The following is a 20,952-nucleotide window of genomic DNA, read 5'->3' as shown; positions in this document are numbered from 1 at the left end:
TGCCCGTATTTTTATAGTGGGAAGGGAGTAGTATTTAACGGTTTAGCATTAGTTAGCATTTTCAGCCTTTCGTTTCAAATGCTCCAGCCATGCCACAAGCGATTTATCAAGTATTCTCTGCATCATCCCTCGCGAGAGACTGACCAACCATCCCTCAAATGATTCTTCAGTTCTGACCAGTACAGCATTTTCATGTGGCTCAAGTATCCAAACATGGATAGCTTGAGTCCCGACTACTCTGCCTGTCCAACTCATTCGACGTTGAGGGTCAACCTGTTGCAACGTTGATGTTATCAATGTTCCGCCTGACTTCCAACGAAAGGTCGCACTAGGCTTAATTACCCCTTCCAGTCTTGACTCTGAAATATTTGGGTTCCAGTCACACCAATGATTAATGTCAGTTAAAAGTTCCCAGATTATTTCACTGGAAGCATTAATAATAATTTCATGTCGAGAGATTGCGGGTGCCTTAGAATTAATTTCCATCATGTACCTCTGTTCTAATAGTTCTAATAGTCCAATGCTACTAGATGGACATTTGGCTCGGCATTGACTTAGGTTAAGAAAGACTCCGTTGATAGATTCGCCGCTTTAATCGACTCAAAGATTCAGGTTCAATTCCTAAATATGATGCCAGGTAATGCTGCGGAATTTGCTGTAGGAGTTGTGATTCCGTCTCTATAGAGCCTGTTTCATATCTATTATGAGCAAGATGTATGATACTTAGAAAATGCTAAATCCATACTCAAGTAGCCTAACAGATAAAGAATGGGAAATTATAGAACCATTGCTCCCAAAGAAAAAGCAAACTAGACCGCCAACTTGGACAAAAAGACAAATTTTAGACGGCATACTCTACCAACTCAAAAACGGTTGTAATTGGCGAGATATGCCCCGAGACTTACCACCATTCTCTACAGTCTATCGATACTACAAGGAGTGGAAAGATACAGGTACATTTACTGCGATTATGGAAACCTTGCATTCAACAGCCCGTGAACAGTCAAAAAAAATCAAAATGGACAACTTTAATCATCATTGACTCACAAGCAGTGAAAAATACTTGTAATGCAAGTATAGAATCCAAGGGCTTCTGCTCCTACAAAGCAACTAACGGGATCAAAAGACATTTAGCCGTTGATACTCTGGGATTTCCTTTCTTTACCTATTTAACAAGAGCAAATGTATCAGATGACCAAGGACTGATTGAGATGTTAACGATTAACATTGATTACTTCAAATCGAAACCAGATGACATTACGCTAACTACGATATTGCTGGATAGTGGTTATCATATCGAGAAACTGATCCAAGAACTAGAGAAGATATATCCTGAGATTATGACTAAGATTAGGTTTGAAATTTCTCCTAAGGTATCAAAGCAACAGAAGGCAGAAAAAGGTCTGTCTGGGTTTGTAGTTGTGCCGACAAGGTGGGTAATTGAAAGGTCAAATGCTTGGGTTGAAAGATGCAAAATCTTAGTTAAGAACTTTGAGAGAACTCTCGTTAATGCTACAGCTAAACTCAATCTTTGCTTTATTCGTTTGATGCTAAAAAGAATTGCTACTCATGAGATATGAAACAGGCTCTATAAGATGAAGATACCGATGTTCAGGTGGATCTCGATACAAAGATAGGAGGCGATCTCATAACCGAAAAGCCAGATATTCAACAATCAGCCTTAATAATTTTTGTCCATTTGGTGCTGATTCCAAAACTTGAATAACCTGTTTATTCAAAATTAGAACCTCCGCATCTTCAATGGCTTGACAGGAAAAATAGGCTGGCTGTTGTAGTCGAAAATTCTGATAATCTCCAACCGTATGATTCTCAGGGTGGAAAAACAATGTAAGTTCTTTACCATCTTTCAAAAAAAACATTCTGAGGCAGCCTTTTAGGACTAAGCCAACAAAGTCGCAAGTCTCACCCTCTCGAAATAAGAATTCTCCTTTACGCAAGTTCCTTGCCTCTAAGAGAGGCTCAACCAACACCCAGTCAATCGCGAACTGAGGCAAAATCTTTTGAATAAATAAATGTAATGGTTCGTACATTTTAGCGACTCGACTAATTGTGGCTACGAAAAAAAGGCGTTGCAGAGTTTAGTATGAACCAAATATTGCTTAAAGGCTAGGAATAATATCCAGCATAAACTTTAATTCCTAGGGTTTGTATATTTCATACCTAGATCTGCAACGCCGACTTTGATTTCTACTTAATTCCCTTTATCAATGATTGATAATGCCTCGTTTAACAGCGATCAAGGCAGCTTGAGTACGATCGCTGACTGCCAACTTACTCAAAATACTATTGACATGATATTTAATCGTGCTTTCCGATAAATACAACGCACTAGCGATTTCCTGATTGCTCATTCCTTTAGCGATTAGTTGCAACACCTCCACTTCGCGATTGCTTAGCTGAGGGCGATTGAGTCGTTCTGACAACTTTTCTCCCACTTCAGGGGGAATATATTTCATGCCGCCGTGAACTTTTCTGATCGCACTCACAATTTCATCGACAGGAGCGTTTTTAAAGATATATCCTCTAGCTCCAGCCTTTAATCCTCGGTAAATATCTTCATCGCCATCATAGGTGGTTAGAACGATTATACGTGATTCGGGAAACTCTTGATGAATAGCAGCGATTGCTTCTACCCCGCTTATTTCTGGCATTCGTAAATCCATTAAAGTCACGTCTGGAGAATGCTGACGGAACAATTCAATAGCTTCTAGACCGTTATTCGCTTCTGCGACAACTTCCATATTGGGCGTGTAGTCAATCATTAGTACTAGTCCACTCCTTACAATCGGATGATCGTCAACAAGCATAATTCGGATTGATTTTTCTGTCATACTTTTAGTTTTATGGGGACTTCGACTCTAATTTCTGTGCCCAATCCCAGAGAACTATTTATTGCGAATTTTCCTCCAAGACGATCGGTGCGCTCAGACATGCTTAAAAGCCCGAAACCGCCACTTTCTCCTTCCAGTTGGAAGCCCCGACCGTCATCAATGATACTCAAGGAGACCGTGCGATCGCTGTATGTGAGGATAATGGAGAGAGTATTAGCATCGGCATGTTTTAGAGAATTGGTAATTGCCTCTTGGGTTAGCTTGAGGAGGTTGTACCCGACTATTGGGGAAACCTCAAAGGGCGTACCTATGATTTGCACAGAAACTTGAATACAGGCATCGCAGGTGAGCCTATCGACCGATTGAGAGAGCTTATCTATGAGGTTTGAATATTCTTGGGCAGTTGGATAGATTTCCCATACTGATCGCCTTGCCTCACTAAGTCCTGATTGAGCTATGTCGTTAATACGATTGAGTATTGATTCGATCGCAGTTGGATCTTGCTGCAGCATCCACCTGGCTACCCCAGTTTGAATTGAAATACTTGTAAATGACTGTGCTAAGGTATCGTGAATCTCGCCAGCTAATCGGTTTCGTTCGACATAGAGTGCAGCTTGCTTTGCTTGTTCAGCCCTTTTTAGAAGTTGGATTGCCAAAGTTGCTTGGTGAGCCAAAGCTTGAGTTAGCTCTAGTTCATCTGGTTCTAGCAGGCGTTTTTGATCGAAGCGAATGGTGAAGCTGCCAATTATTTCTGACCCCAGCAAGAGAGGGATGCCTAGTAGGGTTTTTATGCCCAATCGTTGCATGTGTCTCCGCATAGGGGCAGGTATTTCGGGATAATCATCTACCTGATATATCACGGGAATGCGATCACGAATGTGTTTCTTTAACAACAGATCGGCAGATAGATTTTGTCCACGTATCCATTTCCCTGATAAGAGTGGGGCATTTTCGGGCGTCGCAGGGACGATATTGCCATCTAAATAAACAGTATGGATGACAAAAGTATCAGCGAGTGGGTCGTAAAACCAAAGTGCAGAAGAAGAAGAATTGAGTTGAGCGGAGGTAACTTTTAGTACATGACCTAAAGAAAGTTCTAGTTTGGGTTCCGTTGCCAAGACATCTAAAGTCTGTTTCAGAGTAGCATTGGCTCTAGCTATCTGAACAACACGCACTTGAGCGGCTTTCTCTTGCTCACGGGCGATCGCTGTTTGTTTCTCTATTTCGGCTTGCCTAGAAACAACAATCGCTAAGCCCACTAGCCGTGCTATTGCCAAGCCAAATTCAATTTGAGACTCAGAAAATTGACGATGAGCAGGGAAAAAGATGACTAGCCCCCCAATCGAGCGATCATCTATAATTACGGGGACGTTCAAGAATTTTTGCGTACCATTTTTGACGTACCAACCCCTAATCTTAGCAATCTCTTCTGGGGCATATGGTAATTGCTCCACATCTTCTACCAACACATATTTCTATCGATTTGTCATCGGTTCCATATGGAGGGTATCGGGGACAATCGTTAATGAAGGAACACCGTGATGTCCTTCTAACTCCTCTCCAGAAAACATCTGTCCATTGAGATAGCTGAGCCGTTTGGCAACAGTTTTCTCATCCAGAGATTCCCACCATTCCACCAGTGGTGCATCAAATTGCTCGGCGATCGCTTGCAAGACGTTGCCTAGGAGTAAATCTAAACTTGTATTTTTTGCCATCAAAGCCAAAACTCTCTGTATAGCTTGGTTGGCTTGGGTAAGTTCGGCGAAATGAGTCTCGGCAGCACGTTCTTGCTCATGGGCGATCGCCCCTTGTTTTGCTTCTTCTGCTAAATTAGTTAGTTGAATTGACAATGCGGCTTGATGCCCTAGTGCTTGCAGTAATTCAACTTTTTGTTTACTAATCAGATCGTTGTTACTAAAAGCTATTGCTAGGTGACCAAATAACTTACCTCCAGCAATCAGAGGCAAAGCGAGTACCTGCCTACAGTTACTTTCTCGTAGATAAGCAATAGATTCTACCCCAAATAGATGTTTTTCAGTTTCTATATCAAAGAAACGTGGTTTCTGTATCTCCAACAAAGTTTTATGAAACCCTGCTTCTTCCGCAGGCATTTCGGAGGCAATTAGTGTTTCTTCTATAATTCCATCATTTTCCACGAGAACGGCGGTACTTAGTACCTTTCTCTTTTCATCAAAAAGGATTAGATGTGCTACATTGGCATTTAGTTGAGACATTACTTCCTGTGTAATATAGCCCAAAAATGATGATAGATTCCGATTCTCAGCTAGACGCGCTGAACTACGGGCTAGTGCATCATTAGCCTTCACTAGTTCAAATTCTGTTAGTTTTTCTCTCTTCGTTCGCTCCTGAAATTTACCCAACTCAGTTCTTAGGGCAATGTTTTCTTGCTCTAATTTGGCAATATGTTCTAGGAGTTTAGCTGTATCAGAGATCGCCATCGTTAGTTACCCAAGAATGCCCAAAATGACTTTGGCACTATGATTTGTATTAATTCAGAGCTACTTTAAGATATCTTAATCTTAACTTTAAGCATTATCCATCCTTGTTGACTTGTCATACAGCCTAAATAGTCCCCATACTTAAGTACAGTTTAAGTTGAGCTATTTAGACAAAAAATTTGAACTATTTTGCTAGTGACTCCTCATGATCTTTTCATTACTGTGATAGCTATTGTTTAGGAGAGCATTTCATGACCGAACTTAGCCCTAAAATTGTCGATAAGAAGCCAGTTGTGATAACCCTAGAATCTGGGACTTACTAATGGTGTAGCTGTGGCTTATCTGAAAATCAGCCTTTTTGTAATGGCGCACATAAGGGAAGCAATTTTCGACCAGTAGTTTTTGAGCTATCTGAACCGAAGAAGATAGCTTTATGCCTATGTAAACATACTGCTGATGCGCCCAGATGCGATGGTTCTCATTTGAAATTGACAGATAACGTAGCAGCCAAGTCAGCTTAGAACATTATGTCTTTAACCAAACTCTATGCTAGTCGCATCGATCTTAAGAATGAATATCGCACTCAACTGATTGACTTACTCAATCTAACCCTTGCCCTCACACTTGATCTTAAAAGTCAAGTTAAGCAAGCGCATTGGAATGTCAAAGGGATGAGTTTTTTAGAACTCCATCAATTATTTGATTCCATCGCCGAGCAATTTGATGAGTATATTGATCTGTACTGTATTAACTCATTCATATTCATTCAAACCTGATTCTTAAACCATGAAAAATAAATTTACAGTTGAAAATGCCGCAATGCTCCTAATTGATCACCAGCAAGGCACAATCAAACTCGCTCGCAATCTGCCCTATGCCGAAATAGTTCAAAACACACGCGCTCTGGCTCGTACCGCCGTTGAAACTGAAATGCCTTTGATTTTGACTAGTAGTATGGAAACAAATTTTCAAGGTTTATTGCTAGACGACATCCAAAAAATTGCCCCCGATGCCTATGAAAAACGCATAAAGCGTCCGGGAGTTGTAGATGCTTGGGAGTATGAAGATTTTAAAAAAGCAGTTGAGTCCACTGGTAAGAAAAAACTAATTATGGCAGGACTAACTAATGATGTTTGTATCGTCTATCCAGCAATTAGTGCCGTAGAAGATGGATATGAGGTACAGGTCGTGGTTGATGCCGGTGGTTCTCCTACCACACTAGCGGATGAAACTTCTCTGCGACGCATGGAAAAACATGGGGTAACCCTCACTTCAACCAATCAAGTCATGGCGGAGCTAGCGGTCTCATGGTCGGAAGATTTTGGACAGAAGATTCAAGCAATTATGTATGAAGAAGTGCTGGTCAAATTCCTTCAGTAATCGGTGGGAATCTGTCCGAAAGCATTTAAAACTATTTTTCTCAAAGGATATACTCAATGTCTGGGGTTCCACATATAGATTGCAGTCCGGGGGGTGAGCGATCGCATTCTCGCCATTTAACCAAAGAATTTATAACTGGATGGCTAGACGATCAGATTATTTATCGGGACTTAGGGCATCATCCTGTGCCATTTGTGACAGAAGCTTGGGTGGCGGGAACTTTTACGACTGCAGCAACACACTCCGATGAAGCTAAAGCGACATTGGCATTTTCCGATCGGCTCATAGATGCGTTTTTAAGTTGCAATCGCTATGTCATCGGTGTGCCTATGTATAACTTTGGTATTCCCGCAAATCTCAAAGCCTATATCGATCAAATTGTGCGGGTTGGACGTACTTTTTTGGTGGATCCCCAAACGGGTACCTATGAGGGCTTGGCAAAAAATAAAAAGATGCTGGTGAGCGCGGCTCGGGGGGGCAGCTATCCCAAAGACACGCCCATGGCGCAGTTTGACCTGCAAGAATCTTATATTAGGACAGGATTTAGTTTTATGGGTGTAACTGATATCTCTTTCATCTATGCAGATAACCTGAACATGAGGGATAAAGCAAGACAGAAGTCATTGGCAGCGGCAAGTCACAGCCTTCAACAATCTCTGGTAACTTGGTAGAAATCCGATGTAACTGAATCGGGACAAGTAGAGCGTTGGGTAACGCAAGGCACTCAAACTGAGATCATGAGCGATCGCCTTACATTTCAACTAATAACTAAAAGAGCAGATTATGACTATCATGAAAGTAGCGCAAATTAACAGTTACGGCGATCCTGAAGTTTTGGTATAGAGCCTGTTTCATATCTATTATGAGCAAGATGTATGATGCTTAGAAAATGCTAAATCCATACTCAAGTAGCCTAACAGATAAAGAATGGGAAATTATAGAACCATTGCTCCCAAAGAAAAAGCAAACTAGACCGCCAACTTGGACAAAAAGACAAATTTTAGACGGCATACTCTACCAACTCAAAAACGGTTGTAATTGGCGAGATATGCCCCGAGACTTACCACCATTCTCTACAGTCTATCGATACTACAAGGAGTGGAAAGATACAGGTACATTTACTGCGATTATGGAAACCTTGCATTCAACAGCCCGTGAACAGTCAAAAAAAATCAAAATGGACAACTTTAATCATCATTGACTCACAAGCAGTGAAAAATACTTGTAATGCAAGTATAGAATCCAAGGGCTTCTGCTCCTACAAAGCAACTAACGGGATCAAAAGACATTTAGCCGTTGATACTCTGGGATTTCCTTTCTTTACCTATTTAACAAGAGCAAATGTATCAGATGACCAAGGACTGATTGAGATGTTAACGATTAACATTGATTACTTCAAATCGAAACCAGATGACATTACGCTAACTACGATATTGCTGGATAGTGGTTATCATATCGAGAAACTGATCCAAGAACTAGAGAAGATATATCCTGAGATTATGACTAAGATTAGGTTTGAAATTTCTCCTAAGGTATCAAAGCAACAGAAGGCAGAAAAAGGTCTGTCTGGGTTTGTAGTTGTGCCGACAAGGTGGGTAATTGAAAGGTCAAATGCTTGGGTTGAAAGATGCAAAATCTTAGTTAAGAACTTTGAGAGAACTCTCGTTAATGCTACAGCTAAACTCAATCTTTGCTTTATTCGTTTGATGCTAAAAAGAATTGCTACTCATGAGATATGAAACAGGCTCTATATGCGGAAGCACCAAAACCTGAACCAAAAGAGAATGAAGTATTGATTCGCGTTCACGGTGTAGGGGTTAATCCCGCAGACTGGAAAATCCGACAGGGCTACCTTGCTAGTAAGTTTCCTTTTCCCATGCCTTTGATTTTAGGCTATGACCTCGCAGGCGTAATCGAATCTTTGGGCGATCGCGTTCATAATTTCAATCTAGGCGATGCCGTAATGGCAATGCTACCCTTACACCAATTAGGAGCATATGCCGAATATGTGGTGGCTGATGCTGCTTTGGTTGCGCCTAAACCCTCTAATCTTGACTTTTTCACTGCAGCAGCTGTTCCCAGTATTGCACTCACCGCTTGGCAGGCATTGTTTGATTTAGCAGGGTTAGAATCAGGACAAAAGATTTTGATTCATGGTGCTTCAGGTAGTGTCGGTCGGTTTGCCGTCCAGTTTGCCAAATGGAAAGGAGCAATCGTATTCGGAACTGCTTCTACCCAGAATCTCACAGCTATCCAACAGTTGGGAGTAGATTTGGCAATTGATTACATAAGCGATCACTTTGAAGATAAGGTGATAGATGTGGATGTGGTGCTAGATACCATTGGTGGCGGAACCAGAGCGCGATCGTGGCAAGTATTGAAGTCGGGCGGAATTTTAATTTCCACTGAAGGCGCAGGTGAGCCAGTAGTTTCTCCATCCCCAAATATCCGTGGTATTCCAGTTTTTGTGGAACTAAAAGATAACGCCCAACTGCGCCAAATTGGTGATCTAATTGAGAACGGGCAGATTCAAGCTCCATCGGTGGAGACTTTTGCTCTATCCGATGCTGCCCTCGCACACACTGCCATCCAACAGCAGCATCGGCGCGGCAAGTTAGTTTTGAGAGCTTTTGACGGATAGTGACACAATGATTTGAAGTCAGTCCTAATCATTGATCTCGGTCATTTCTGTCGGTAAGTCATAGTACTCGGTAATCTCTGAAAAATTGGTGAGAATCTGGTGTAATTGAATAGGAGAAAACACTCATGCATGGACAAGTGGAGCGTTGGGTAACTCAAAGCACTCAAGCTGAGACAATGAGCGATCGCCCAGAGTTTCGAGCTTACAGTCTAGGGCGGCACAATTTAGGGGCAGGGGTCGATCCTTTTTTGCAGCTAGATCATTTCTATATGCGGGCACCCATCTTTGCCCCTCATCCCCATGCTGGTTTTTCGGCAGTAACTTATCTATTTGAGGATTCGGTGGGATCATTTCAAAATCGTGATAGTTTGGGCGATTGTACCTTAATCCATCCGGGCGATTTGCATTGGACTCAGGCTGGCAGGGGCATCATCCATGAAGAAGTTCCTATTATGCCAAACGTACTCTGTCATGGTGTCCAAATTTTCGTTAACTTAGCAGCAAAATATAAATGGAGTCAGCCCGTTGCCCTGCATTTAAACTCGGATCGCGTTCCAGAATCAATGATTCCAGATGTAGGTAAAGTACGGGTAGTCGTTGGTTCTGCCTTTGGATTAAAATCCCCGATCCAACCTTTAACTTCTGTGACCCTACTAGACGTAACTCTATCATCCCATGGAGAGATATCGCATAGCCTCCCCTCCACCCATAACGCCTTTGTACATGTGATCGAGGGCAGTGGTGAGTTTGGGGCAAAGCGATCGCGCCTAAAATCCTTAGATGCTGCTTTGCTAAATTCTGGGGGTGAAATTGTGACTGTACAGGCTGCTGCTGCTGGCTTACATTACATCCTAGGTGCAGGTGAACCTATAAACGAACCAATATTTACCCATGGTCCTTTTGTGATGACCAATGATGCAGATATTCAAAAGGCAATTATCGCTTATGAGAGTGGACGTATGGGCCGCTTATAAAGCTTTTATAGAGCCTGTTTCATATCTATTATGAGCAAGATGTATGATACTTAGAAAATGCTAAATCCATACTCAAGTAGCCTAACAGATAAAGAATGGGAAATTATAGAACCATTGCTCCCAAAGAAAAAGCAAACTAGACCGCCAACATGGACAAAAAGACAAATTTTAGACGGCATACTCTACCAACTCAAAAACGGTTGTAATTGGCGAGATATGCCCCGAGACTTACCACCATTCTCTACAGTGTATCGATACTACAAGGAGTGGAAAGATACAGGTACATTTACTGCGATTATGGAAGCTTTGCATTCAACAGCCCGTGAACAGTCAAAAAAAATCAAAATGGACAACTTTAATCATCATTGACTCACAAGCAGTGAAAAATACCTGTAATGCAAGTATAGAATCCAAGGGCTTCTGCTCCTACAAAGCAACTAACGGGATCAAAAGACATTTAGCCGTTGACATACTGGGATTTCCTTTTTTCACCTATTTAACAAGAGCAAATGTATCAGATGACCAAGGACTGATTGAGATGTTAACGTTTAACATTGATTACTTCAAATCGAAGCCAGATGACATTACGCTAACTACGATATTGCTGGATAGTGGTTATCATATCGAAAAATTGACGACTGATTTACAGAAGGTTTATCCTGAGATTATGACTAAGATTAGGTTTGAAATTTCTCCTAAGGTATCAAAGCAACAGAAGGCAGAAAAAGGTCTGTCTGGGTTTGTAGTTGTGCCGACAAGGTGGGTAATTGAAAGGTCAAATGCTTGGGTTGAAAGATGCAAAATCTTAGTTAAGAACTTTGAGAGAACTCTCGTTAATGCTACAGCTAAACTCAATCTTTGCTTTATTCGTTTGATGCTAAAAAGAATTGCTACTCATGAGATATGAAACAGGCTCTATAGTACTATCACATACTAAGTATTCAGGAATCTATATACCTATATTTCCTCTACAGGGTTGACCTATGGAATCATTCAATACAACCAACGAGACAGAAGAAAATCTCCAGCAAGATGGACATCATCCTCAGATTACTTCTAAACTGAAGGAGCCTACTACTCCAATAGAAACCTCCTTCCCCAGGCCAAAATTACCCCAAGCTTCCCCCCGCAAGTTGATCGTTTTTAGCCTTTTGGGATTCGGTGCCACAATCTTAGCAATTTTTTTGCTTCGCTGGTGGCATTACGCCCAAACCCACCAAGAGACTGACAATGCCTATGTCAGGGGGCATATAAATCCAGTGACGGCTCGGATTTCTGGGACTGTGCTCGAAGTTCTAGTGGATGATAATCAGTCTGTTGCTAAAGGGGCGCTTTTGGTGAAACTTGATCCCAATGATTATCGGGTGATTTTGCAGCAGTCCCAGTCGGCTTTAGAGGCTTCGCGCCTGCAGGCAGAAGTGGCGAAAACTAATATTGGAGTTGGGACAACCAACGCTCAGGGACAAACCACTACATCTCAGGGAAATATTGATGCAGCAGCAGCAACTGTGGCGACAAGTGAGGCTGCCTTAGCACAAGCTGAATCTGGGGTGCGTGCGGTGCAAGCCCAGTTAACTGAGGTGGAAACTAATCTTGTTAAGGCGCAGTTGGATTATCAACGATATGCCCAGCTTTTTGAGGCGGGAGCAACACCAAAGCAACAGCTTGATACAGCTAAAGCTAGTTATGAGGTTTTGGTAGCTCAACGAAGTATGGTGAGGGAACAAATTCAGCAGTCCAAGGCATTGGTCATTCAAGCCCAAAAAAATCTTTCTAATGCTCAAGCAAAGCTGGAATCTTCTCAGGGAGGGTTACAGCAAGCAAATGCAACAAGTCAGCAGATTGTCGTTAACCAGCAGCAGTATCAAGCCGCTCTCGCAGCGATTTCCCAAGCCCAAGCCCAAGTAAAAAACGCTCAGTTGCAATTGAGTTATACCACCATAGCCGCACCGGTAGCTGGCAAAATTGGTAATAAAACTGTGGAAATTGGACAACGGGTGCAACCAGGTCAAACCCTCCTATCTGTGGTTCAGGAGCAACCATGGATCATTGCAAATTTCACGGAAACCCAATTGGGGAAGATGCATCCTGGAGAAGAAGTTGAGATTAAGATCGATGCCTTCCCAAACCATGCCTTTAAGGGTAAGGTTGATGGACTGGCTCCCGCTTCAGGAGCAGACTTTGCTCTACTACCCCCAGATAATGCTACAGGAAATTTCACTAAAATTGTCCAGCGTATTCCGATCAAAATTGTGTTTGAGCTAGAGAGTATTCGGGGGTATGAGGCTCGCATTACCCCTGGGATGTCGGTAGTTGTGGCAGTTGAAACGCCGTAAGAAACATCCATGTCGGCTTGTTCGTTCAAACTCTCTTTACCTCTGTCAAAGACTCGGATCGATTTTGGCTATTCCTCTTATTCTTCCCAATTATCGTGACCACACTAAATTTAAATCATCAAGCTCCCATAAAGCCGGCACCGGAGCTAAGCATCAAAGACTGGATTGGGGTATTGTCAACCCTTTTAGGGGCGTTCATGGCAGTACTGGATATCCAGATTACAAACGCTTCCTTGAATGACATTACTGGAGCCTTGGGTGCTACCATCGATGAAGGCTCTTGGATTTCTACGGGCTATCTGGTGTCCGAGATTGTTGTCATCCCTCTGACTGGCTGGCTGGCTCAGGTATTTTCCGTGCGGCGATACTTGCTGGTTAATGCCATTCTGTTTCTGTTGTTTTCCATCGCTTGCGCTTGGGCTACTAGCTTGCCGATGATGATTCTGTTCCGGGCTGGACAGGGATTTACAGGAGGGGTGCTGATCCCGATGGCTTTTACGGTGATTTTGACCACTTTGCCACCACCAAAACAGCCGATTGGGTTAGCCTTGTTTGCCATTACTGCCACCTTTGCCCCTTCAATCGGACCGACCATCGGAGGCTGGCTCACGGATAACTATAGCTGGCAGTATATTTTTTACCTAAACGTGATTCCTGGATTGGTTTTGATTGCTGGTGTTTGGTATGCAATCCCGACCAAGCCTTTGCAGCTAGAGTTATTTAAGCAGGGCGATTGGTGGGGTATTGCTACGATGGCGATCGGTCTAGCTTCCCTAGAGTTTTTTTTAGAAGAGGGCAATCGCAAAGATTGGCTTGGTTCTGAAGAGATCCAACAAGCTGCACTCCTAGCAGCGCTGACGCTGCCCCTCTTTGTGTGGATTCAGTTTACCCGCAAACAACCCTTGCTTAACCTGCGCTTGCTGGGGCAACGGAATTTTGGCTTATCGATCTTAGTAAATCTAGCCACGGGACTGGGACTTTACGGTTCTGTGTTTATTCTTCCTCTTTTTTTGGCACAAATCCAAGGTTACAACGCAATGACCATTGGTGAAACCATTATGTGGGCAGGAATTCCCCAGTTATTTCTTATTCCCTTTGTTCCTCGATTGATGCAGAGATTTGACCTCCGCTTACTAATTTTTATAGGACTGATTTTGTTTGGGATCAGTTGTTTTATGAATTCCACCTTGACCCACGAGACAGGACTAGATCAATTGCGCTGGTCCCAAATCGTAAGAGCCCTTGGGCAACCGTTAGTCGTTACTCCCCTTTCCAGTGTGGCTACTGCTGGCATAGTACCGAAGCAAATTGGCTCTGCCTCAGCTCTCTTCAACGTTTCTCGGAATTTGGGGGGGTCGATAGGCATTGCGATCTTAGGTACTTTATTATCGGCACGGGAGCGTTTTCACTCTAACCGATTAGTAGATGCGGTTTCTTTGGATAATCTGATTACCCGCGATCGATTGAACCAACTTACCCAATTCTTTAACATCCATAGCAGCGATCCTGTTGTGGTTCAGAACCAAGCCTATACAATGCTCGATCGTCTTGTACGCCGAGAAGCCAATGTGATGAGCTATAACGACTGCTTCTTCTTTATGGGCTGCGCATTGATTGCTGCGGCTTTATTAGCAATCTGTTTTAAGGAGGTGAAACCCTCAGCAGGAGCTGTTGGGCATTAAAGCTATGAGCGGGAGATTAACTCTTTGAGATCGACTCCCAAACCGATCAGCCGCTCGCACTCTGGACAGTTGTAAGTGGCTGGTGGATAATCCATCGGTGGTGTCTGACTACCACAGCTTGCACAAGCTTTTGTGAACCGAGGCATCCCAGGCTTAGATGTTGTTAGTACTACGATCTGGGTGATTATCCCCAGTCCAATTAGGATTAGTGCAGTAACCATAGGTCTTAATTAATCATTGATACTTATGCTCTACAATACTAGAACTGGCTTGTTCTAACAACTTTTTCTAATGATTTGAATACAGATAGTAGAAATTGTTCATTGGTAGATGTGTACTACTAGAAAGTTGATCTCAGGATGTGGAAATACGAACGGAATGACTCACGTCCTTCGCTTGAAAGGAGCGAGGCAGTAACAGGTAATTTGAGAAGAGGCGGGATATTAGATGTAGATGGAGGAGGGCGGTTACATTAAGGCGTTGGTTTAGGTGGGTTGCATTACGAAGAATCCCAATCGGGTCGAAAAAGTCCTGAATTATCAACTAGCAGATATTATTAGATTTCTCAATGATTAAAATCGTTACAATTTTTCCCTTTTTCATCAGATTATATGCCTCTAGAAGGCTAGTAGATTGTGCCATTTCACAATAGAATAAATCTTAACTGAACCAGTCTCCAGAATATTTATCCATGCTGTGCGTCGAAGACATCGCCAAGCTTGAATCGTTTCAACACCTACCTCAAGAACGACTGCATTGGGTTTGTGATCGCGCTCAAAGAGTCGAACTTGCTGCTGGTGAGATATTAGTGCGGGAAGGTGCGATCGCAAGAGGAGTCTTTGTTTTGATTGCGGGTCAAGTGGGCATTACCCGGCACAGCGACGGTCTTGACATCCCAATTGGACAACATAATGCACCGGCATTCTTTGGGGAAGTACCGATCCTGACTGATGAACCCATGCTCGTGACCATATATGCCCTCTCAGACTGTTTGACTTACGAAATTGCGGGCAATGATTTTCGTACCCTGCTTCACGAGTGCCGAGATTTTGAGCGGGCAGTGTTCCAAGTCATGGCACAGCGGCTGCGTGGAGTTGAATCGTTTGTCCGCGGTCGCGAGAAAATGGCAGCCTTGGGAACCCTGGCAGCCGGATTAGCCCACGAGCTTAATAATCCAGCCGCTGCCGTCGTCCATGCCTTGAGAGATGTGATTCCAGCTATGATGGAGCTTCAGCGGATGAATCTGATCTACGGACAGCGCAATATTGATGTAGCCCATACTCGTCAGTGGGAGCAAGCCCGCAATCAGGGATATGAGACCATTTTGCACGATCGCCCGAACTTGGCGACGTTGAGCGATCGCGAGGAGCAGTTGTTAGAGTGGCTGGAATCTTACGGAGTTGCCAATGCCTGGAATCTGGCAGAACCCCTGGCGATCGGCGGTGTAAGAGTAGAAACGTTAGATATGCTTACTGCACGCTGGCGGGATGACCCCACGGAACTAAGAGACATGGGCGTGCGGTGGCTGGCGCTGTCGTTTGATGTAATGGCGATGATCAAAAGCGGATTGCGAGGAGCGGAACGGATCGCAACTTTAGTGCAATCAATGAAATCTTACTCCCACCTCGATCAAGGAGTGCGACAATTAGTAGATGTACATCAGGGCATTGAGGACACGCTCCAAATTTTTGCCCATCGGCTTAAGTTTGGCATTGAAGTACACCGCTGTTATGACCGCGACTTGCCTCAAATCAACGCCTACGGCAGCGAGCTGAATCAAGTGTGGACGAATTTAATTGATAACGCGATCTATGCCATGGATGGTAAAGGTACTCTCAAAATCGTCACGACAAGGACTGGGAACTCTGTTTGTGTCGCCATCATTGATTCTGGCACAGGCATTCCATCGGAAATTCAATCGCGCATCTTTGAGCCTTTCTTTACCACCAAGCCGGTGGGCAAAGGCACGGGGCTGGGGCTGGATAATGTCCGCCGGATTGTGGAAAATCGTCACCATGGTACGATCGCCGTAGAGTCACAGCCCGGTGAAACGTGCTTCTCGATTCGCTTACCCTTAACAAACTTGAAGCCAGCAGAGTTATAATTTCACCTACAATATCTACAATATGTTGATTATTTGGGGTTAGTTAAGTTTTTTTAATTATAGTTTTCTTCTGGAGAGAATATCATGAGTCAGTTGAGTAACGATCAATTTTCTAGCACCGCCTTTGATGCTTGGCTGACAGCGCAAATACTCAAACTGAGTGTAGACACTCTCTATGTAGGCGTATTCACATGCACCGCCTGTGCTCAATCAAAAAGTGGCGAATATGAGATTGAATACCAGGGTGAAATGTTACGCTACCTCCCCGAAAAGACCTATGCATTTCTAATGTTTGTCATCGCCCAGATCGGTAAACCCACGATCGCTGATAAGTCTCATGCTTAAACCTGTTATTCTGACCGTTGATGACGATCCCGAAGTTTTGCAAGCCTTAGCTCGTGATTTGCGGCAGCAGTATGGCGATCGCTTTCGGATTGTCCGAGCTGATTCTGGGGCAATGGCGATCGGTACGATCCAAAAGCTTAAACTCCGCAACGAACCAATTGCCCTGTTTCTGGTGGATCAGCGCATGCCCAAAATGAATGGGGTCGAGTTTCTGGAGCAGGCACTAGAGATTTTCCCAAGCGCCAAACGTGTCCTACTCACCGCTTATGCAGATACCGATGCCGCCATTAGCGCGATCAACCTTACTCAAATTGATTACTATTTACTCAAGCCTTGGGATCCGCCGGAGGAGAAGTTATATCCAGTTTTAAACGATCTTTTAGATGATTGGTTCGCCAACTTTCGTCCCCCTTTTGAAGGCATTCGCGTCATCGGTAACCGTTGGTCGCCTCAGTCCCATGATATGAAAGACTTTCTAACGCGAAACCAGATTCCTTATCAATGGCTGGACATCGAATTGTCCGAAGAAGCGCAAAAGTTAGCGGCACTTGCTAACTGCGATCGCCCTTCGCTGCCACTGGTACTCTTTACCGATGGCAGTTGTTTTTTACACCCCTCAATCGCTCAGGTCGCCGAGAAAATTGGTCTGCGCACACAAGCGGAAAAGCCTTTCTATGACTTAATTATCGTCGGCGGTGGTCCTGCGGGACTAGCGGCAGCGGTGTATGGCGCATCCGAGGGATTACATACGGTGCTGATCGAACGAGAAGCTCCGGGCGGACAAGCGGGTACAAGTTCGCGGATTGAAAACTATCTTGGCTTTCCATCGGGTCTAAGCGGTAACGATTTAGCCCGTCGTGCTGTGACCCAAGCTAGACGGTTTGGGGTGGAGATTCTCAGTCCACAAGAGGTAACGGGCATCCGCGTGGAAGATACCTACCGCTTCATCACCTTATCCGACGGCAGTGAAATTAGCTGTCATGCGCTAATTTTGGCAATGGGAGTGTCGTGGCGACGGCTGGATGTACTGGGACTCGATCGCCTCACCGGAGCAGGGGTTTATTACGGCGCAGCTCAAACCGAGGCGCTGACTTGTCAGGATGAAGATGTTTACATCATTGGCGGAGCTAACTCTGCTGGTCAGGCAGCAATGTATTTCTCGAAGTATGCCCGGCAGGTGACGATGCTTGTTCGCGGTGAGTCGTTGACCAAGAGTATGTCGCAATATTTGATTGAGCAGATTGCTGAAACACCCAATATCAGGGTGCAAACTCACTCCATTGTAATAGAGGTAAAAGGTGAAACAAGTCTAGAAGAGATCATAATTCAGAACACCATCACCGGTGAAACTGAAACCGTTCCTTCTGTGTCATTGTTTATCTTTATTGGGGCGGTGCCGCGTACTGAATGGCTGGATGGGTTGGTGGAGCGAGATGATCGTGGCTTTGTATTCACGGGAACTGATCTGAAAAGTGGAGCGCCGGTATCTGGCGTACATCGTCCAAAAGGTTGGCGGCTCGATCGCGATCCCTACTTACTGGAAACTAATATTCCTGGAGTGTTTGCTGTTGGCGATGTGCGGCATGGCTCTGTTAAGCGAGTTGCGTCAGGAGTCGGCGAGGGCTCGATTTGTGTGCAGTTTGTGCATCAATATCTCGCCAAAGTCGGGTCTTAATAAAAAGGCGATCGCCTATCAATTTCCTAACTTTGCGGCGGGACGCATCCTGAAAGGAATCGCCAATAACTTCCCGAAATTTAATAACAAATTTAACCCCATTTTTGCTTGCCCAATCTTGACTAAAAATATAAAGCGTTGTTCAAACTTTAGTTCATTAATATTTGGATTTTAGTTCAAGTGCTGCACAAAAGCTGTTGAGACTATTTAGCAAGGCATTGTAGTAAGCATAAGCATCATCACTTTCGTTCTGAAGGTGGGCATACAATGCTAGCTCTGGCTCTGATACTAGAGGAGCTTTTGGAATGTCTAAGCCTGCTGCGGTTAAGCGTATGGATGCGATCGCGATTAATAGTGACCCAATGGTATTATTTTTGCCTTGGTAAAGATCTTCCAGTCCAAGTAAGATTAAATCCGATCCTGGTAATTCGTTTAGCTCCATTATTTCTCTCTCTCTGATGCACTTTCACAATGCTCAATGAATTTTTCAACCCTATTTCTCAGAATTTCAGGATTAAGAGAAGGAAATCGGATCAATTCAGATGCGATCGCTTCAAAGCAATCTCGTAATTTTTCTAAAGAAAATAACTTCTGTTCATACATGGCTTGAACATCGTCAATATCGCGGTTATATCCCCTAGATATTTTAGCAAGGGCTTGGGCTGTGAAGTCATAATGATAAAATGAGATTTCACCGTATCTTCCAATAAAGATGCTTCTGTCACGCCATCCTGGAAGTGGTGGTAAGAAATCCTGTGGAGAAGCTAGCTCAATATTGATGTCCAGTTCTTGTTTGATTTTGGCGATCGCTTGAAAAATTCCTAGTGGTTCAGGATCTAGACGAATATCGATATCCACTGTGGAACTACGCCAACCAATGAGTAAAGCACTAGCGCCACCTGTAAAGTAGATACAGCCAGAGCCACGTGCTTCTCTACCTAATGCTTTCATGAGTTGTTCGATTTTCTGAGGATCGACATTTGAGCGCATAATTCGTCATCAGTTCAAGTAATTTTCTCTAATTTAGCAGATCGCACTTTTGAAAATCTAATGCGATCGCCCTAATGTATTGAAGCCGAATTGCCTATCAATTTCTCAACTTTGCAATCGCTAGTACTGTGAGTCGTGAGTTCTAGGTGATCGCACTATTATTCTTTATCTTTATGCTTATCTATATTTCGGCGGACGAGTTTTACCAAAACCTTGTGGATATTGTTTTATCTTTCCTCTAAATTTTTTCAGGTCTTCAATAAAATATCTAGGTGAGTTTCCTTGCAAAAACTTCTCTAGTAAAAAAGTATCTATAAAACTAAACACCTGCCCAATAACAGGAACAAACCCTAATCCGTTACCAACACAAAAACGAATAGCTTTAGATGGGAGCGTTTGTATTGCTGGTACTTCACTAAGCAAACCTACATATTCTTTAAATATCTCTCTTTCATCAAGAGTCTTTCTGTCATGAAACCATTTCCGAAATTCATTTGCATTCTGACTTCTTATAACTTTTAATAGATCTTTGAAGTTACATTCATCCGTTAAATCAAGGTTTCCAAGATCAGGAATATTATTTATCTCTAGTAGAGACCATATATTTTTTGATCTCACAGATTGCTCTACTAATCGATCAAGCTTAATATCGATCAAATCACCTAAAGGTGATCCACTTGAACTACTAGCGCACTCAAATTTTATTGAAAGATAAAGCTCAATATTAAAGAGTGCTAATGCTAGAAGTGCATCAACAGGATCGATTTTAGGATTTGTTCCAGGTCCTATTACTCTAACTTGCATATCCTCCATTCCAGGAAGTGCAAGCAAATCCTTGTTTGAGAAATTATACTTATCTTTCCAAAGTGAAGTTGCTCTTAGATCTCTAAACGAATCGCATTTAATAGCATCTAAGACTGTCGACATTTCGAGAGGCGTGGATTCTTTAATAAGCAGATCTGTGATTTTATTTTTCTCTGTTACCTGAGTACTAATGACACTTAAACCAATTTCTATAGACTTCTCAATACTTGAGTCTTGTGGTCTTTTTGAATCAGGATCTATAAAAGTTAGTAAAGTCCCATCTACACCTGTTCCTTTTACATATCCAAAAACACCACGTAATCTTAAAAAATGAATTCTTTTATCTTCAAGCAAAGAAATGAAATTTTCCTCGCCTAATACCAAAATTAATCCACAGGCTGTTAGATAATCTTGTGTTGGAATGAAAATCTGATCATGTAGAATTAATTCCTCACAAATTGAATTTTTTATCATCTCCTTTTTCTGGAGATATCGATCTAAATGCTTACCGTCTAAATTGAAAATTGCAGATAGATTACCTGCAAGTACCTTAAACATAGATTGGGGAGAGTTTAGAGATTTAGTAAAATTATTGTAACAAAACCTTTTAGGATTTTAAGCAAATAATAATCCCCATAATATAATATAGTTTACCTTCAGCTTTATTACTAAATTTCTGAGTCAAACCTTCCTATACCAGCGATTAACCG

24 protein-coding genes are annotated in these 20,952 nt (G+C 43.0%); 16 read left to right on the top strand and 8 right to left on the bottom strand.

Annotated features, from left to right (window positions below):
• Positions 1–48: 48 nt before the first annotated feature.
• Complete coding sequence (locus SYN7502_RS15695; RefSeq protein ID WP_246828937.1) at positions 49–489, bottom strand: SRPBCC family protein; 441 nt, start codon at positions 487–489, stop codon at positions 49–51.
• A gap of 241 nt (positions 490–730) precedes the next feature.
• Here SYN7502_RS15695 and SYN7502_RS15690 point away from each other — a divergent pair, with 241 nt between their 5' ends.
• Both SYN7502_RS15690 and SYN7502_RS15685 read left to right on the top strand, forming a co-directional pair.
• Positions 731–1,042, top strand: a complete 312-nt coding sequence (locus tag SYN7502_RS15690; protein WP_041429164.1) for a transposase — start codon at positions 731–733, stop codon at positions 1,040–1,042.
• A complete protein-coding gene (locus tag SYN7502_RS15685; RefSeq protein WP_371257757.1) occupies positions 996–1,580 on the top strand; it encodes a transposase in 585 nt (194 codons plus the stop codon). The genes SYN7502_RS15690 and SYN7502_RS15685 overlap by 47 nt, the downstream gene beginning before the upstream one ends.
• Positions 1,581–1,646: 66 nt before the next feature.
• Here the strand turns inward: SYN7502_RS15685 and SYN7502_RS15680 are convergent, their stop codons facing one another.
• The 4 genes from SYN7502_RS15680 to SYN7502_RS15665 all read right to left on the bottom strand — a co-directional run bounded on the left by SYN7502_RS15680 (position 1,647) and on the right by SYN7502_RS15665 (position 5,311).
• Complete coding sequence (locus SYN7502_RS15680; RefSeq protein WP_015169728.1) at positions 1,647–2,051, bottom strand: Crp/Fnr family transcriptional regulator; 405 nt, start codon at positions 2,049–2,051, stop codon at positions 1,647–1,649.
• Positions 2,052–2,225: 174 nt separating this feature from the next.
• Positions 2,226–2,852, bottom strand: coding sequence for a response regulator (locus tag SYN7502_RS15675; RefSeq protein WP_015169727.1), 627 nt, complete (start codon positions 2,850–2,852; stop codon positions 2,226–2,228).
• The gene (locus tag SYN7502_RS15670; protein ID WP_210391301.1) at positions 2,849–4,306 is read right to left on the bottom strand and encodes a GAF domain-containing sensor histidine kinase; all 1,458 of its coding nucleotides are present in this window, start codon (positions 4,304–4,306) and stop codon (positions 2,849–2,851) included. The genes SYN7502_RS15675 and SYN7502_RS15670 overlap by 4 nt, the downstream gene beginning before the upstream one ends.
• Before the next feature lie 21 nt (positions 4,307–4,327).
• The gene (locus tag SYN7502_RS15665) at positions 4,328–5,311 is read right to left on the bottom strand and encodes a GAF domain-containing protein (protein ID WP_015169725.1); all 984 of its coding nucleotides are present in this window, start codon (positions 5,309–5,311) and stop codon (positions 4,328–4,330) included.
• Between the two features lie 527 nt (positions 5,312–5,838).
• Between SYN7502_RS15665 and SYN7502_RS15660 the strand changes: the two genes are divergently transcribed.
• The 14 genes from SYN7502_RS15660 to SYN7502_RS15590 all read left to right on the top strand — a co-directional run bounded on the left by SYN7502_RS15660 (position 5,839) and on the right by SYN7502_RS15590 (position 18,448).
• The gene (locus SYN7502_RS15660; protein WP_015169724.1) at positions 5,839–6,087 is read left to right on the top strand and encodes a ferritin-like domain-containing protein; all 249 of its coding nucleotides are present in this window, start codon (positions 5,839–5,841) and stop codon (positions 6,085–6,087) included.
• Positions 6,088–6,097: 10 nt separating this feature from the next.
• Positions 6,098–6,691, top strand: a complete 594-nt coding sequence (locus SYN7502_RS15655; protein ID WP_015169723.1) for an isochorismatase family protein — start codon at positions 6,098–6,100, stop codon at positions 6,689–6,691.
• A gap of 56 nt (positions 6,692–6,747) precedes the next feature.
• On the top strand, positions 6,748–7,362 hold the full coding sequence (locus tag SYN7502_RS15650) for an FMN-dependent NADH-azoreductase (RefSeq protein WP_015169722.1): 615 nt from the start codon (positions 6,748–6,750) through the stop codon (positions 7,360–7,362).
• 218 nt (positions 7,363–7,580) lie between these two features.
• Entirely contained in the window at positions 7,581–7,892 is a 312-nt protein-coding gene (locus SYN7502_RS15645) for a transposase (RefSeq protein WP_041429164.1), read from the top strand.
• Positions 7,846–8,430 (top strand): transposase, encoded by a 585-nt coding sequence (locus tag SYN7502_RS15640; RefSeq protein ID WP_371257757.1) that lies wholly within the window; start codon positions 7,846–7,848, stop codon positions 8,428–8,430. The genes SYN7502_RS15645 and SYN7502_RS15640 overlap by 47 nt, the downstream gene beginning before the upstream one ends.
• Positions 8,427–9,332 carry an NADP-dependent oxidoreductase gene (locus tag SYN7502_RS15635; RefSeq protein WP_015169721.1) on the top strand — a complete coding sequence of 302 codons (906 nt, stop codon included), beginning with the start codon at positions 8,427–8,429 and terminating at the stop codon, positions 9,330–9,332. The genes SYN7502_RS15640 and SYN7502_RS15635 overlap by 4 nt, the downstream gene beginning before the upstream one ends.
• Before the next feature lie 125 nt (positions 9,333–9,457).
• The gene (locus SYN7502_RS15630) at positions 9,458–10,306 is read left to right on the top strand and encodes a pirin family protein (RefSeq protein WP_015169720.1); all 849 of its coding nucleotides are present in this window, start codon (positions 9,458–9,460) and stop codon (positions 10,304–10,306) included.
• Positions 10,307–10,363: 57 nt separating this feature from the next.
• A complete protein-coding gene (locus tag SYN7502_RS15625; protein ID WP_015168135.1) occupies positions 10,364–10,675 on the top strand; it encodes a transposase in 312 nt (103 codons plus the stop codon).
• Positions 10,629–11,213: a transposase gene (locus SYN7502_RS15620; protein WP_371257780.1), complete on the top strand. Its 585-nt coding sequence runs from the start codon at positions 10,629–10,631 to the stop codon at positions 11,211–11,213. Before SYN7502_RS15625 ends, SYN7502_RS15620 begins: the two co-directional genes overlap by 47 nt.
• A 76-nt stretch (positions 11,214–11,289) precedes the next feature.
• Positions 11,290–12,642, top strand: coding sequence for an HlyD family secretion protein (locus SYN7502_RS15615; protein ID WP_015169719.1), 1,353 nt, complete (start codon positions 11,290–11,292; stop codon positions 12,640–12,642).
• Between the two features lie 95 nt (positions 12,643–12,737).
• Positions 12,738–14,324: an MDR family MFS transporter gene (locus SYN7502_RS15610; protein WP_015169718.1), complete on the top strand. Its 1,587-nt coding sequence runs from the start codon at positions 12,738–12,740 to the stop codon at positions 14,322–14,324.
• 691 nt (positions 14,325–15,015) lie between these two features.
• Entirely contained in the window at positions 15,016–16,428 is a 1,413-nt protein-coding gene (locus SYN7502_RS15600; RefSeq protein WP_015169717.1) for a sensor histidine kinase, read from the top strand.
• A gap of 84 nt (positions 16,429–16,512) precedes the next feature.
• Positions 16,513–16,773, top strand: coding sequence for a hypothetical protein (locus tag SYN7502_RS15595; RefSeq protein ID WP_015169716.1), 261 nt, complete (start codon positions 16,513–16,515; stop codon positions 16,771–16,773).
• A complete protein-coding gene (locus SYN7502_RS15590; RefSeq protein WP_015169715.1) occupies positions 16,766–18,448 on the top strand; it encodes a response regulator in 1,683 nt (560 codons plus the stop codon). Before SYN7502_RS15595 ends, SYN7502_RS15590 begins: the two co-directional genes overlap by 8 nt.
• A 157-nt stretch (positions 18,449–18,605) precedes the next feature.
• Here the strand turns inward: SYN7502_RS15590 and SYN7502_RS15585 are convergent, their stop codons facing one another.
• The 3 genes from SYN7502_RS15585 to SYN7502_RS15575 all read right to left on the bottom strand — a co-directional run bounded on the left by SYN7502_RS15585 (position 18,606) and on the right by SYN7502_RS15575 (position 20,800).
• Positions 18,606–18,890, bottom strand: a complete 285-nt coding sequence (locus SYN7502_RS15585) for a hypothetical protein (protein ID WP_015169714.1) — start codon at positions 18,888–18,890, stop codon at positions 18,606–18,608.
• Positions 18,890–19,438, bottom strand: coding sequence for a DUF6036 family nucleotidyltransferase (locus SYN7502_RS15580; protein WP_015169713.1), 549 nt, complete (start codon positions 19,436–19,438; stop codon positions 18,890–18,892). The genes SYN7502_RS15585 and SYN7502_RS15580 overlap by 1 nt, the downstream gene beginning before the upstream one ends.
• A gap of 177 nt (positions 19,439–19,615) precedes the next feature.
• Positions 19,616–20,800, bottom strand: a complete 1,185-nt coding sequence (locus tag SYN7502_RS15575; RefSeq protein ID WP_015169712.1) for a hypothetical protein — start codon at positions 20,798–20,800, stop codon at positions 19,616–19,618.
• Positions 20,801–20,952: the final 152 nt, after the last annotated feature.

Origin of the sequence: Synechococcus sp. PCC 7502 (genome assembly GCF_000317085.1) — a bacterium.
Taxonomy (GTDB): domain Bacteria; phylum Cyanobacteriota; class Cyanobacteriia; order Pseudanabaenales; family Pseudanabaenaceae; genus PCC-7502.
The sequence above is the reverse complement of the archived record's forward strand: the minus strand, read 5'-3'. Positions and strand labels throughout refer to the sequence as shown.